The sequence below is a fragment of the Sphingobacterium sp. N143 genome (assembly GCF_030325625.1).
Classification (GTDB): Bacteria; Bacteroidota; Bacteroidia; order Sphingobacteriales; family Sphingobacteriaceae; genus Sphingobacterium.
Genome location: NZ_JACAIS010000004.1, coordinates 300491 through 313922, shown reverse-complemented (window position 1 = coordinate 313922; position 13432 = coordinate 300491). Strand labels below are relative to the sequence as shown.

Below are 13432 nucleotides of genomic sequence, written 5' to 3'. Positions count from 1 at the left end.
TTTTAAAATTTGTTCAGTGCATCGATTAACGAATCCGTGTTTGCCGATTCGTATTTCATTAAAGTCCTTATGTCGGAATGTGCGGTCAGTTTCTGCACAAGTGTAATGGGTACGTTCCTGCTCAATAGGTTCGTTACCATTGATCTTCTGCCGACATGGCTCGATAGGAAGTCGTACTTCCTTTTTTCTATCACCAGCTTTTGCTTACCTGAATACCTTGTGATCTTTATGATTTCGTCCATTCCTGCCAGTTTGCCGACAGTTTTGATATATTCATTGAACTTCTGGTTGGATATCTTGGGCACGGAGTAACCGATACGCTCCAAGATATCCTTTGCTGGGGCAATATACCCCTCAAAAGGTACGATCACCCTTTTTTTGACTTTTACCGAAATGAAGTCCCAAGCATTGTTTTTTATGTCCTTTGGGTCAAAGTTGATCAGATCCTCAAATCTTTGCCCTGTGTAGCACAATAGACAGAACAGATCCCGTACCCTTTCCAGACTGGGTCTGTCCGAAAGATCATGGTTCATCAGTTTCTGTATTTCGGATTCTGACAGGGCAATGATCTCATTGTAGGCTTTCTTCTTAAAGTTTGTCTTCTGGGTCTTGAAGACATCGGGATGCACCAAATAATCATTGTCGTTGCACCACTTTAGGAATACCTTTAACGTGGAGATGTACTTGTGGATGGTGTCATTCAGCAAGCCCTCTTTATCTCCATCGTTCGTGTTCTTTTTCCTGCTTAGAAATACCTCAAACTGATCGAGAAATTTACCGTCCATTTCCCTAAGGATAAGTTTTGTTCCCTTATGCTTCTCAAAATCCTCCAATCCCTTAAAGACTGTCCGGTATTCTTTTAACGTACCCTCTTTGACAAAATTGGATTTGTAGGAAAGGAACTGGGTTTTCAGGTGGGAAATGGATATTTCACTATTGACGGCATTGTCCCTGTCAATACAGTCCTGTACAATCTGTTTATAATCCTCTTTGGAAAGAAACTGGTTTGTTTCTTTTTTTCGCATTGCTTCCCTTGTACAGCAGTTTGCAAGGTTGTTCAGTTCAACATTGAATTCCAACGCTCCGCTGGCACTTGGTTTAAGCCTTTCCTTTTCAAAATCCCAACTTTTGGGCAATATCTTATAGTTTGTCCTGTATTTTATCCTACAGGATTTATCCGGTGAAAAGAAGAGATACAGTGCAGTGGGCGATGGATTCCAGAACTTTTGTGCAAGGTTCTTCTTTTTCCCTCCAACCTTTGCCAATTCCTGTTTGACCTTTTCAGGCGAAATATCGGGATTATAGGGCTTATCTAAATAAAAATTCACTTTCATATTTCTCGGACATATTTCGGACAGAAATGCTTAATATTACCATATTTTACCTTTGTAAGGTTAGGTAAAGATAGGTAATAAAATTTGTAAATACCTAATAATCAGAGTAAAATAAGAAAAGTAAAAGTAAGATATGATAACGGTTCGAATCCTGCCACCCCGACAAAAAAGCTCGACGAATAGTCGGGCTTTTTTTGTTTCTAAACAGGATGAGTGCCAGCGACCGACAAGACCTCGAAAAATTCAAAAAAATGTAGGCTTAAATTGTTTATCTTAGCTAGTGAAATTCAGATAACCTACTATGATGAAAAGGCTAAGTATAATTATTTCTGCAAGTTTGTTTTTTACAAGCTTTAGCTCCGCTCAAGATCTGGGTGGATTATTTAATAAGGTAAAAAAAGGAGCTAAAAGCCTCTCAAAATCCCTTTCCTGGGAACCGGGTAAAGCTGTTTCAACATCGCTCAAGGATACCTTGCCCGGATTCTACTGGATGAATGATCAACTGCAAACACGGACACCTGATACGATATCCACATTTTCATTGACACCAGGTTATTATAAAACAACGTTGCGTTCATATTGTCTTCATGCTGGCACATATGGGCCATCAAAAGGAGCGGGGTATCAATTGGCTAATTTTGAAGGTGCTCAAAAGAAATTGATTGTTTCCATTTTGGAAAAATCCACTGAGAATCCCGAAATAAGCCAGTCCGATGTTCAGACCTTAATCTGGGGGATAGAAGCGGGGACCAAATTCTCTGCTTACCCATCTGACTTTCAGTTACGCGTGAAGCCTCTTCTTTCTTTAAAGGATATGGCGATGATGGAAATTAACGTGAAGGATATAGTTGAAACCAATCTTCCCTCAGAGGTGCAACGCTTAATGAACACTTATGCCTCGTTGAGGCAGGAAATGCAATCCACGCAGATGAGTTTTGATAAATTGGAAGATATAGCCGTAAAAACTGGCGCAGCACCTTTAGGTCTTGGTAGTATTTCCATTGATGTAGGGAAATGGTCATATCTCAATTCAGGATACTTTATTAAAGTTGATCCACAGAGCTATTCAACCGCTGATGTAAGTTTATATAGACCTGTTTATGCTGAAGTTTCCTACGATGCTCAAAATAGAATTTCAAGCTATGCCAACGAGGGGTATCAAGTCAAAGTCAACTATAAGGATGCAGGTAAACCTATTCAATTCGGTGAATATACGGGCAGCGTGCAACAGATAGATGGTTATACCGTGGTGGGACCTGGTATGGAAGCTAAAACTTACCCATGGGATGGCAAGTATGTGGATTTGGGAATGGACTTTGTCCATGACGTACTAAAGGGAGGCAAGGAATTTAACTTAGATCAAATGTTAAAAGATAATACCAATCTTTCATTGAATGAATTACAGAATGCGTATAATGATATCAAAAAATGGAAAGGCCGATATGATGATCTGAAAAAAATCAATGATGACTTTAATTTAGATAATAAGCCACCTCAGGATTTAGAGAAATACATTAATGAGGCGGCAATAAACGAAAGAATTAACAAGGGATTAGAAGTGGCGCTGAATCCGATTGATAAGAAAGGGCAGAGTGAATGGTTGAAAAACCATTTTAAGATGGTTGGGGATTTTTTCTACTATTCAATCTGTAAATTAAGAGGTGATGATTGTAAACCAGATAACGATCCCAAAAAACCTAAATTGCCCGACTATATTGCTCAACCAGGAAATACCAGTTCACAGCGTCTTGGGATGAGTGAATACAAAAAATAAGGACCTAAAGGAGCAGGTGGTAATGTTACCCTGGGCTATCGTGTTATGACATCAATTTGGCAAGCTATTTATATTGGCGGACTTTCTATAGCATTTTTTTTATTTATCATGATCATCAGCAAGCGGCAAAAGACAGCGGCTGATAAGATTTTAGGTGCATGGTTCTTTTTTGCTGTAATCCATTTGGCGTTTATCGCCTGGTATGCTTCCGGTCTAGCGTTTGAGATACCTACATTAATCATATGGCAACTGCCATTCCCATTTTTACATGGCCCCTTTCTGTATCTGTATATTTTATTTTTAAGTGGGCAGCAACGTTATCGATGGCCATGTTTATTCCACTATATCCCCGCTGCATTGGTGGTCTTGATACTAAGCTGTATACTTCCGGATATATTTGTACCTGGTCAAGTCGGTAGAGTGATTTTATCTGAATTTCAGCCTATTTTTCAAGGTATCGTTGTAGGTATTACGATCTCGGGGATAGTGTATGTATTATTATCCCTTAGACTGCTGGGTAGACATCGGCGCAATATTGTCGGCCAGCTTTCCAATACAGATAAAATCACCCTGAATTGGATTCGTTACCTTATTTTGGGCATGAGTACGATATGGGTGGTGGTGATTTTCGTCAATTCCCCACAAGCTCTGTATGTCGTTGTTGCCTTATTTATATTTTTTATCGGATATTTTGGCATTCGCCAGGTAGGAGTCTTTTCGAATGTGATACCAATTCATGAAGTTGTTCCTTCAGCGATGCTGAGAACACCACTTGAAGGGCTTAAGGATGGGGATGTGATCACTGCAGAGAAAGTAAAGTATGAGAAAAACAGGCTGGAAGAAAATGAGTCAAAGCGAATACATGCAGAATTGAGCACCTTAATGAAAAAACAGGAATGTTATAAGGATCCTGAACTTACATTGGGAGATTTGGCCAAGAAATTGAACGTGCATCCTGCCATACTTTCGCAGATCATCAACACAAAAGAAGCGAAATCTTTTTACGATTATGTCAATAGTTTTAGAGTTGAGGCTTTCAAAGCTTTGTTATTAAAACCAGAAAGTGGACAATATACCATGTTGGCGTTGGCATTTGAATGTGGATTTAACTCAAAAACCAGTTTCAATCGAAATTTCAAAAAGATCACAGCCATGTCTCCGAGTGCCTATGCTAAGAAACTGCAGATCAAATTGCAAGTCACAGATAGAACCTAATGCCCTCAATGGAGGGTCAAATCTTAGTGTTTTTTAACATTAAATCCTTGTAAACCCGCTATTAAACAGCTAAATTGCTTTGAATTATTGTCAATTAGAATATAAACATAATTAATATGAAAAGAACATCGGTATTCCTTTTGGGAATTTTGGCTTCCTGCGTGTTACCACAAGTGACTTTCGCTAAACATTTAGTAAAGGAAGCTATCCATGATCAACAAGAAGTAGTAGGTAAAGAACTTATTGGCAGATGGGATATTGAGGTCGACGTAAATGGTGTGATTGCTCCATCCTGGCTTGAAGTAAAACTATCTGGTGTCAAGACATTAGTAGGGTCGTATGTGAGCACAGAAGGCAGTGCAAGGCCTGTTTCTCAGATCTTTTTTGAAAAAGGAAAATTCAGATTTGCTATCCCACCGCAATGGGAGAGCGGCAAGATGAACCTGACCGTAGAAGGTGAAATAGTGAATGGTGAATTGCATGGTACGGTCATAAAACCAGATGGAAAATCGTATCATTTTAAGGGAAAACAAGCTCCAGAACTCAAAAGATCTGCTGAAGTGAAATGGGGAAAACCTATCGAACTCTTCAACGGAAAAGATCTATCAGGATGGAAGGCAACTGGTAAAACCAACCAGTGGATTGTTAAAAATGGTATTTTGACGAGTCCGCAGTCTGGTTCAAATCTTGTCTCAGAGCAAAAATTTGATGATTTTAAGCTGCATGTTGAATTTAAGATTCCCGAAGGAAGCAACAGTGGTGTCTACCTAAGAGGTCGTTATGAGGTTCAAATAGAAGATAGCCCGAAAGATGCACATCCTAATGCTGTTCTTTTTGCTGGTGTGTACGGTTTTTTGGCAGCGAACGAAATGATGAACAAAGGTGCTGGCGAATGGCAGGCATTTGATATCACTTTAGTAGGACGCCTGGTTACTGTTGTTGCAAATGGCAAAACTGTTATCAGCAACCAAGAGATTCCGGGCATTACAGGAGGAGCATTGGATAGTAAGGAATCAGAACCAGGACCTTTATATTTCCAGGGAGACCATGGACCTGTTGAATTCCGAAAAGTAACGGTTACGCCCGCTATTAAATAACCATCAATAAAATTTAAAAGAGGCTACCTTCACAAGATAGCCTCTTTTAAATTCCAATAACCACGACTACAATATCTTCATTATGATAGGAAGTGTAATACCTTTCAATCGAACCAGCCTTTTGATATTCCTCTAATTCTTGAAATATCAGTTTTTTTAAAATTCCTTTTCCTTTTCCGTGGATAAACTTGATTTCATTCATTTCCCAGTATATGGCAGCATCCAGGTTAGATCTTAAGAAATCAAGAGACTCTTGTACTAATTCTTCGGATGAGTAATCCTCCCAGTCCGCTAGAAATGCATCAGCATGGAGATCGACTATAGCTGGTGGTTTGCGCATGATTCAATGTTTTATTTTGCTGCAAATGTAAGCTAAAACTTTTATATTCCTTATAAAACACCAGTAGTACTGAAAGCGCTAAGCGTCGCTTAAATCCGATATGAAGTCCATTGACACGATAAAGAAACAGATACAGATCAATGGGAAGGCAGTTTCAGAAAAAATCAGTTTAATAAGCAAGGTCACCAACGAAATAAATAGCGCTGGCAAATTTCTCGTGCCATTTTTTTATAACAGCAGCTATCTCATATTCTTCTTCATCCGCATGGTTCAGCATCAGTAGTTCGAGCGATTGCAGGAGCTGTTGGAGGTCAAGAAAATATCCGTCAAAATCCCGAAAAGCAGATACTGTCTCCCGAACAAGCTGCATTGCGTCATGTCTTAATGAAATGATATCATGGCGCGAGGAGATTCGGTCCAATAACCATTCTTTTTGAAAGTTTGATGCGATGTGTCTATTACATGCCTGATTAAATAACAATTCGAATTCAACGATCTGATTCTTTAAATCATGTATGGCAGTCTGAAGTTCTTCAAAAGTACTGATGATCTTTTCCTGCGTCTCCATATTTTTTGATATAATAGCCATGATATTTTACTTAAAGTTTATATACTATTGGTTTTTAGTGATTTAAATAAAAGCATGTAAGGTATATACAAATAGCTGGATCGAATGTTTTATATTTTCAGAATTAAATCCCTATGAAACACCATTGTCTTTTGAATTTTGTAGGATTAATTTGTTTATTTTTGCGTTAATCGTCGGTTTAGACAGTTAAAAATAGAATTAAATGAAGGAAAAAGCTATAGGAGGTTATCAGCTGGAAATATGTTCCAATTCAAGCGCATCCGCAATTGAAGCAGAGCAGGGCGGGGCAACCCGTGTGGAACTTTGTCAAAATTTGGAAAATGGGGGAACGACTCCTTCCTTTGGACAGCTGAAGCAGACAAGAGCAGCTGTTAATATCGGGATTCATGTACTTATAAGGCCACGTGGGGGAGATTTTCTGTATACTGAAAATGAAATATCAGAGATGATTACCGATATCCAGTTATGTAAAGAGTTGGGGATGGATGGGGTAGTTATAGGTATATTAAATGCCGATGGTACTGTGGATAAAGCCAATATGAAACGACTGGTCGACGTTGCACGTCCCATGCATGTGACATTCCACCGAGCTTTCGATCGGGTAGAAGATCCTTTCCAGGCACTGGAGGACTTGATTGATTTGGGGATTGACCGGATATTGACATCAGGTCTGCAAAACTCAGCTTTAGCAGGAGCCCCTTTGCTCAAGCAATTGATCGAACAGGCAAATGGACGTATTGTGATTATGCCCGGTGCAGGGGTGGATGCTACGAATATACGGACAGTTTTACGAGAGACGGGTGCGATAGCAGTTCATAGTTCGGCAAAAGCCTCACAGCCATCCAAAATGAAATTTTCTCAAAGTCAGGTAAAGGGAATGGATGAAGCACAGTGGATGAGTTCCAAAGAAAAAGTCCACCAGATGGTAGACTTATTAAAAAGCCTTTAAAGTGTTACACTTTAAAGGCTGCTAAATTCTTTTTACTACTTAGCTTCTGCAGCTAATTGATTTAAGATAGCATCGTTTTTAACGATTTGGTTATCAGCTTTCATTTTTGATCTAGAACCTAACTCAACGTTACTTCCTAATTTCAAGAACTGAACTTCAACACGTGAAACAGTTTTATTTCTTCTATCTTTTCTTTTTAAACGTGTAACTCCCATTGTGATAATATTTTTATTGTTTAAATAAAACGAGGTCGGAAGCGGATTCGAACCGCTGTAGGAGGTTTTGCAGACCTCAGCCTAGCCACTCGGCCATCCGACCCTATTTTTTCCTTTTGAAGGTCTGCAAAAATAAAACTTATAATTGGAATTAAAAAATCTTTATGATAAAACTTTTCCGTTTTCGAGCATTATTCTGAAAACCAAGCTAGTATTTTCAGGGGAAGTGAGTGCCTGCAATTAATGATCGGAATATTCTGGTAGTGCGCAGCATCTTAGAATCATGGTAGTTTTTATAGGTAGGATCAGTTTTGATGCAATCTACTGTATGTTTTTAAGGACAATCGAAAAGGCTGTATGCGGTCTTTTTTTTCTTGTTTTAAAGTGTAAATTAATCCCTTATGCATTTTGGAATAGATATTGCAATTGAGACTGTCATAAATCTCATACAGGTAATGTATGAGCGTAAATGATAAAAGAAGAAAAATTTAAATAAGGAAACATGAAAAAATTATTATTATCTGCAGCAATTTTATTTGGTTCATTAGGAGCTTTTGCACAAGGTGGATTAGGATATGGACTCCGTGCGGGTGTGAATATTCCTAAATATTCGACAGGTTTCGATGAAACTAAATCAAATACGGGCTTCTTCTTAACAGGTTATTTGGATGCCCCTATTTCACCATATTTTTCGATCCAACCCGGATTGTCTTTACAGAATAAGGGGACAAAATGGAAAGAAACAGATGTGCAAGGAGAAGCAAAAGAAAGTATCATGACTATCGATATCCCTGTAAATGCAGTTGCCAAATTCCCGACTGGTTCAGGCAATTTCTTCCTGGGTGCAGGACCATATGTGGGTTTTGGCCTGAGTGGTAAATATAAAGGTGAGGACGCTGAAGGAAAGTTTGAAAACGATATTAAATTTGGCAGCGGCGAAGGGAAAGATCTAAAACGTACCGATTTTGGTGTTAACTTCTTAGCAGGTTATCAATTAACGAATGGTTTTCAGATCAATGCCGGTTATGGTTTGGGGCTGACAAACTTAGCACCGAATGGTGGATCAGTTAAAAATCGTGTTTGGTCCGTGGGTATTGGTTTCGGGCTGTAAAATATAAATACTTAAACTTATTATGAGATAAGAGTCCCTGCGTTTTGTAGGGACTTTTTTATTGTACGAGCTTATCCTCCTTCTTTCATCAAAAGCTTTATGGGGTTCATGGTGGTTTATTTGCAGATAATTGAATGAAGTTCAATTTGTATTGAACTTAAGTTCGCTGAAATTGTTATTTTTATTCAAAAAATAGCGCATGAAAAGATTTATTCCCTTACCCTTTTATGTCAAGCTGGCCTGTGTATTAATCAGTATTCTGCTATTGGGCTATCTGGCTAAAATCGGTGATACGATCCTCATACCGATGATTTTGGGGCTGTTGTTTGCCCTCTTGTTGATCCCGCTCAGCAATTTTATGGAACGGAGGCTTCATTTCCCCCGCACGTTGGCCGGTATTCTGAGTGTGATTTTATTTTTCGGTGTGCTGGGATATGGGCTCTTCCTGCTTGCCTCACAGCTTACGCTGCTCAAAGAAGATTTCCCAGCATTCAAACAGCAGATTATGGATGGTGTTGGCAATTTACAGACCTGGGTGAGTCAGCAATTTGGTATTCAGCATAAAGATCAGATTGATTTTATCAATAAAACGGCATCAAAATCAGTGGATTCTGGAACATTGTTCCTAGGAACCTTTATTCTGTCCCTGTCATCTATTTTCATCCTATTTGTGTTTACATTCTTGTATACGTTCTTCTTACTGATCTATAGGGGCCATATTGTTAAGTTTTTGCTCTTCGCCAATCGGGTCAATGACCGTCCTGTTGTTTTAGACGTGGTCAATCAGATCCAATATGTTGTCAAAAAATATCTTATCGGTTTATTGATCCAGATGAGTCTGGTATCGCTGTTGGTCTTTATCACCTTATCTTTGATCGGTGTAAAATATAGTTTGCTATTGGCATTGATAACAGGCGTATTTAATGTACTTCCTTATGTGGGCATTTTCTCTTCGATGTTGATTATTGCTATCTTGACTTTCGCGACATCCTCTTTTACACATGTTATTTTGGTGATATTGGCCCTGATAGTCGTGCATATGATTGACAGTAATTTTATTGTACCCAAGATTGTTGGCTCCAAGGTAAAGGTTAATTCATTATTTGCCATGCTGTCCATTATTATTGGTGAGATGATCTGGGGGATTTCGGGTATGTTTTTGGCCATTCCTATCTTGGCTATTGTAAAGATTGTGATGGACCGGATCAAAGAGCTTAAACCATGGGGTTTTCTATTGGGAGAGGAAAACAGTAAGGATGAAGTCTATGCAGAGCTGTTTGATTCCTTAAACCCCAGGGAGAAGAAAATCATTGAAGAAAGTAAAGAGTAGCATCCGTAAAATTAAGCTAGCCAGATCGGTTGAAGCGAATCGCGGCCCGACGAAGAAATGCTGCTTATTGAATAATGAAGAATGACTTTCATCAATAAGCCATTTTTTGAGGTATTTATTAAGACTATTTTATCTTTAATTGTTTTTTAAATAATTATATCCTATTTTCGTTATATATTTAATTTATTTTTAATGAAAAGAAAATTACTATCAATCGTTGCGGCATTATGTTTTATTGCCGGAGCAAAAGCGCAAACTTCTTATGGAATAAAAGCTGGGATCAACTTTCCTAAAGTAACCGCATCTTCAGGTGATGTGTCGATTTCTACTAAGTCATCTACTTCATTTTATGTAACAGGTTATTTGGATGCGCCCTTAGCGAACAATTTTTCTATCCAGCCCGGCCTTTCACTTCAGGGAAAAGGTGGAAAAGGAATCTCTGTGGATGGCTTTGAAGAGTTGGGAAATGATGGGAAGTTGGATCTTATGTATTTGGAGCTACCTGTAAATTTTGTGTACAGTATTCCTACAGGAAATTCGGGGAATGTCTTTTTAGGGGCAGGACCATACGCTGGTCTAGGACTATCTGCTAAAGCTAAGACTGGAAATGTGAAGGTAGATGTTGGTTTTGGCGATGATAAACTCAAACGCTTTGATGCTGGTATAAACTTTTTAGCGGGCTATCGTCTGTCAAATGGTTTTTTGATCAATGGGGGCTATGGTTTGGGATTAGTTGATATGGTCGGAGCTGAAGGTGGGTCTTTAAAAAATCGTGTATTTTCCATTGGGATTGGTTTCCAGCTCTAATGTAGGAGCCATTAAATAAAAACAAAAAAAGGGCTTTTCTTACGAAAAGCCCTTTTTTTCAGTGAATGAAATCTATCACACTTTGATTTCTACTTCAACGCCTGAAGGCAATTCAAGTTTCATCAATGCGTCAACAGTTTTAGCGTTTGATGAATAGATATCCAACAATCTTTTGTAAGCACACAATTGGAATTGCTCACGTGCTTTTTTGTTAACGTGTGGTGAACGTAATACCGTATAGATTTTTTTCTCAGTAGGCAATGGAATAGGACCACTAACAACTGCACCTGTAGGTTTTACTGTTTTTACGATTTTTTCAGCTGATTTGTCAACCAAATTGTAATCGTAAGATTTCAATTTAATTCTGATTCTTTGGCTCATAGTATATGATATTATTTAAAAATGACCGCTGATTAGAGCTATTAACAACCAGCGGTCGGTTTATTTTTGAGTTCTATTATTCAACAGAACCTTTGATTCTACCTTTTGATTTTGCGATTACTTCATCAGCAACGTTACGTGGAGCTTCAGCATAGTGATCAAATTCCATTGTAGATGTCGCACGACCTGAAGTGATTGTACGCAATTGCGTTACGTAACCGAACATTTCAGAAAGTGGAACCAATGCTTTGATTACTTGCGCACCGTTACGTGAATCCAAACCTTGCATTTGACCACGACGACGGTTCAAGTCACCCATTACATCACCCATGTTTTCTTCTGGAGTCAATACCTCAACTTTCATGATTGGCTCCATCAATACTGGAGAACATTTAGGCAATGCCTCACGGTAAGCCATTTTAGCTGCCAGTTCGAATGACAATGAATCTGAATCGACTGCGTGGAATGAACCATCAATCAAACGTACTTTCATGCCAGAAAGAGGGTAACCAGCTAATACACCATTATTCAACGATGCTTCAAATCCTTTTTGAACTGAAGGAATGTATTCTTTTGGAATAGCACCACCCACAATTTCGTTTACGAATTGAAGTGCTGATTTTGATGCATCGAAATCTTCATCTACTGGTGAGATAACAACTTTGATATCAGCAAACTTACCACGACCACCGGATTGTTTTTTGTATACCTCACGGTGTTCAGTAGTACCATTGATAGACTCTTTGTATGCTACTTGAGGAGCACCTTGGTTAACCTCAACTTTGAATTCACGTTTCAAACGGTCGATCAAGATCTCTAAGTGAAGCTCACCCATACCAGAGATTACTGTTTGGCCAGTTTCTTCGTCAGATTTAACAACGAATGTAGGATCTTCTTCAGCTAATTTACCAAGACCAATACCTAGTCTGTCAACGTCAGCTTGAGTTTTAGGCTCGATCGCTAAACCAATTACTGGCTCAGGGAAAGTCATAGACTCTAATACGATAGGCGCTTTTTCGTCACAAAGTGTATCACCAGTTTTGATGTCTTTGAAACCTACAACTGCACCGATATCACCTGCCTCAATGAAAGGAATAGGGTTTTGTTTGTTCGCGTGCATTTGGAAGATACGGGAGATACGCTCTTTGTTACCTGAACGTGTGTTCAATACATAAGAACCAGCATCTAACTTACCAGAGTAAGCACGGATAAAACACAAACGGCCTACGAATGGGTCAGTCGCAATTTTGAAACCTAAAGCTGCGAAAGGCTCATTAACAGATGGCTTACGCTCGATTTCTTCACCAGTATCCGGGTTAGTACCTTTTACAGCCTCTACATCAAGAGGTGAAGGCAATAATTCCATTACTAGATCCAACATCGTTTGAACACCTTTGTTTTTGAAAGATGAACCACAAACCATAGGAACGATCGCATTATCCAATACTGCTTTACGCAACGCATCTAAGATTTCACGTTCAGTCAAAGAATTAGGATCATCAAAGAATTTCTCCATCAATGACTCATCATATCCTGCTACTGCTTCCAATAATTTTTCACGGTATTCAGCTACTTCATCCACCATATCGTCAGGAATTGGAACCTCAGTAAAGGTCATCCCTTTATCGTGCTCATTCCAAACGATACCACGGTTGTTGATCAAATCAACCACACCTTTAAATGTGTCTTCAGCACCGATAGGCAATTGTAATGCCACAGCATCAGAACCTAACATATCTTTTACTTGTTTTACAACTTTCAAGAAGTCAGCTCCTGAACGGTCCATTTTATTAACGAAACCGATACGAGGTACTTTGTACCCGTCAGCTAAACGCCAGTTTGTTTCAGATTGAGGCTCAACACCATCAACTGCAGAAAATAAGAACACCAATCCATCCAATACACGTAATGAACGGTTTACCTCAACCGTGAAATCCACGTGTCCAGGAGTATCGATTACGTTTACTTGGTATTTATTGTTACGGTAGTTCCAGAATACAGTTGTAGCAGCAGAAGTAATCGTGATGCCACGTTCAGCTTCCTGCTCCATCCAGTCCATGGTTGAAGCACCTTCGTGAACCTCACCCAATTTGTGGTTAACACCTGAATAGTAAAGGATACGTTCAGTTGTTGTAGTTTTACCAGCATCGATGTGTGCAGCGATACCGATATTTCTAGTGAATTTTAAATCTCTTGCCATAATATTTTTAAGCAACTGGCCTTTTATTAAGACCTTATGTGTTTAAATGTAATGTGAAATAAGTACACCGACCTTGATAAAGAATTATTC

General features: G+C 38.9%; 13 protein-coding genes and 1 tRNA gene. 7 read left to right on the top strand and 7 right to left on the bottom strand.

Annotated elements, in window-relative coordinates; all coding sequences use genetic code 11:
• Positions 1 to 2 precede the first annotated feature (2 nt).
• Entirely contained in the window at positions 3 to 1334 is a 1332-nt protein-coding gene (locus tag HX021_RS10335) for a site-specific integrase (protein WP_003013274.1), read from the bottom strand.
• A gap of 301 nt (positions 1335 to 1635) precedes the next feature.
• On the opposite strand from HX021_RS10335, the gene HX021_RS10330 reads away from it, so the two are divergent.
• From HX021_RS10330 to HX021_RS10320, 3 genes are all read left to right on the top strand, one after another.
• On the top strand, positions 1636 to 3108 hold the full coding sequence (locus HX021_RS10330) for a hypothetical protein (RefSeq protein ID WP_286590162.1): 1473 nt from the start codon (positions 1636 to 1638) through the stop codon (positions 3106 to 3108).
• A 108-nt stretch (positions 3109 to 3216) separates the two neighbouring features.
• Positions 3217 to 4323 (top strand): helix-turn-helix domain-containing protein, encoded by a 1107-nt coding sequence (locus tag HX021_RS10325; RefSeq protein WP_286590160.1) that lies wholly within the window; start codon positions 3217 to 3219, stop codon positions 4321 to 4323.
• Between the two features lie 116 nt (positions 4324 to 4439).
• Positions 4440 to 5420 carry a 3-keto-disaccharide hydrolase gene (locus HX021_RS10320; protein ID WP_286590158.1) on the top strand — a complete coding sequence of 327 codons (981 nt, stop codon included), beginning with the start codon at positions 4440 to 4442 and terminating at the stop codon, positions 5418 to 5420.
• A 46-nt stretch (positions 5421 to 5466) separates the two neighbouring features.
• Here the strand turns inward: HX021_RS10320 and HX021_RS10315 are convergent, their stop codons facing one another.
• Entirely contained in the window at positions 5467 to 5760 is a 294-nt protein-coding gene (locus HX021_RS10315) for a Smr/MutS family protein (protein WP_286590156.1), read from the bottom strand.
• 169 nt (positions 5761 to 5929) lie between these two features.
• Positions 5930 to 6349, bottom strand: coding sequence for a hypothetical protein (locus tag HX021_RS10310; RefSeq protein ID WP_286590155.1), 420 nt, complete (start codon positions 6347 to 6349; stop codon positions 5930 to 5932).
• Between the two features lie 202 nt (positions 6350 to 6551).
• Here HX021_RS10310 and HX021_RS10305 point away from each other — a divergent pair, with 202 nt between their 5' ends.
• A complete protein-coding gene (locus HX021_RS10305; RefSeq protein WP_286590153.1) occupies positions 6552 to 7298 on the top strand; it encodes a copper homeostasis protein CutC in 747 nt (248 codons plus the stop codon).
• Between the two features lie 35 nt (positions 7299 to 7333).
• On the opposite strand, the gene HX021_RS10300 is transcribed toward HX021_RS10305, so the two are convergent.
• Both HX021_RS10300 and HX021_RS10295 read right to left on the bottom strand, forming a co-directional pair.
• Positions 7334 to 7513, bottom strand: coding sequence for a spore protein (locus tag HX021_RS10300; RefSeq protein WP_286590152.1), 180 nt, complete (start codon positions 7511 to 7513; stop codon positions 7334 to 7336).
• Between the two features lie 32 nt (positions 7514 to 7545).
• A tRNA-Cys gene (locus tag HX021_RS10295) sits at positions 7546 to 7616 on the bottom strand.
• Between the two features lie 399 nt (positions 7617 to 8015).
• On the opposite strand from HX021_RS10295, the gene HX021_RS10290 reads away from it, so the two are divergent.
• From HX021_RS10290 to HX021_RS10280, 3 genes are all read left to right on the top strand, one after another.
• Positions 8016 to 8624 (top strand): porin family protein, encoded by a 609-nt coding sequence (locus HX021_RS10290; RefSeq protein WP_286590151.1) that lies wholly within the window; start codon positions 8016 to 8018, stop codon positions 8622 to 8624.
• Between the two features lie 199 nt (positions 8625 to 8823).
• Entirely contained in the window at positions 8824 to 9954 is a 1131-nt protein-coding gene (locus tag HX021_RS10285; RefSeq protein ID WP_286590150.1) for an AI-2E family transporter, read from the top strand.
• A gap of 192 nt (positions 9955 to 10146) precedes the next feature.
• Positions 10147 to 10761 (top strand): porin family protein, encoded by a 615-nt coding sequence (locus HX021_RS10280; RefSeq protein ID WP_286590149.1) that lies wholly within the window; start codon positions 10147 to 10149, stop codon positions 10759 to 10761.
• A 75-nt stretch (positions 10762 to 10836) separates the two neighbouring features.
• On the opposite strand, the gene rpsJ is transcribed toward HX021_RS10280, so the two are convergent.
• Positions 10837 to 11142 carry a 30S ribosomal protein S10 gene (gene rpsJ / locus HX021_RS10275; RefSeq protein ID WP_028070501.1) on the bottom strand — a complete coding sequence of 102 codons (306 nt, stop codon included), beginning with the start codon at positions 11140 to 11142 and terminating at the stop codon, positions 10837 to 10839.
• Between the two features lie 76 nt (positions 11143 to 11218).
• Complete coding sequence (fusA, locus tag HX021_RS10270) at positions 11219 to 13342, bottom strand: elongation factor G (RefSeq protein WP_286590147.1); 2124 nt, start codon at positions 13340 to 13342, stop codon at positions 11219 to 11221.
• Between the last annotated feature and the right edge of the window lie 90 nt (positions 13343 to 13432).

Coding starts and splice junctions, on each gene's coding strand:
- HX021_RS10335 (WP_003013274.1), bottom strand. CDS start 1,334: ATGAAAGTGAATTTTTATTTAGATAAGCCCTATAATCCCGATATTTCG.
- HX021_RS10330 (WP_286590162.1), top strand. CDS start 1,636: ATGATGAAAAGGCTAAGTATAATTATTTCTGCAAGTTTGTTTTTTACA.
- HX021_RS10325 (WP_286590160.1), top strand. CDS start 3,217: ATGATCATCAGCAAGCGGCAAAAGACAGCGGCTGATAAGATTTTAGGT.
- HX021_RS10320 (WP_286590158.1), top strand. CDS start 4,440: ATGAAAAGAACATCGGTATTCCTTTTGGGAATTTTGGCTTCCTGCGTG.
- HX021_RS10315 (WP_286590156.1), bottom strand. CDS start 5,760: ATGCGCAAACCACCAGCTATAGTCGATCTCCATGCTGATGCATTTCTA.
- HX021_RS10310 (WP_286590155.1), bottom strand. CDS start 6,349: ATGGCTATTATATCAAAAAATATGGAGACGCAGGAAAAGATCATCAGT.
- HX021_RS10305 (WP_286590153.1), top strand. CDS start 6,552: ATGAAGGAAAAAGCTATAGGAGGTTATCAGCTGGAAATATGTTCCAAT.
- HX021_RS10300 (WP_286590152.1), bottom strand. CDS start 7,513: ATGGGAGTTACACGTTTAAAAAGAAAAGATAGAAGAAATAAAACTGTT.
- HX021_RS10290 (WP_286590151.1), top strand. CDS start 8,016: ATGAAAAAATTATTATTATCTGCAGCAATTTTATTTGGTTCATTAGGA.
- HX021_RS10285 (WP_286590150.1), top strand. CDS start 8,824: ATGAAAAGATTTATTCCCTTACCCTTTTATGTCAAGCTGGCCTGTGTA.
- HX021_RS10280 (WP_286590149.1), top strand. CDS start 10,147: ATGAAAAGAAAATTACTATCAATCGTTGCGGCATTATGTTTTATTGCC.
- rpsJ (WP_028070501.1), bottom strand. CDS start 11,142: ATGAGCCAAAGAATCAGAATTAAATTGAAATCTTACGATTACAATTTG.
- fusA (WP_286590147.1), bottom strand. CDS start 13,342: ATGGCAAGAGATTTAAAATTCACTAGAAATATCGGTATCGCTGCACAC.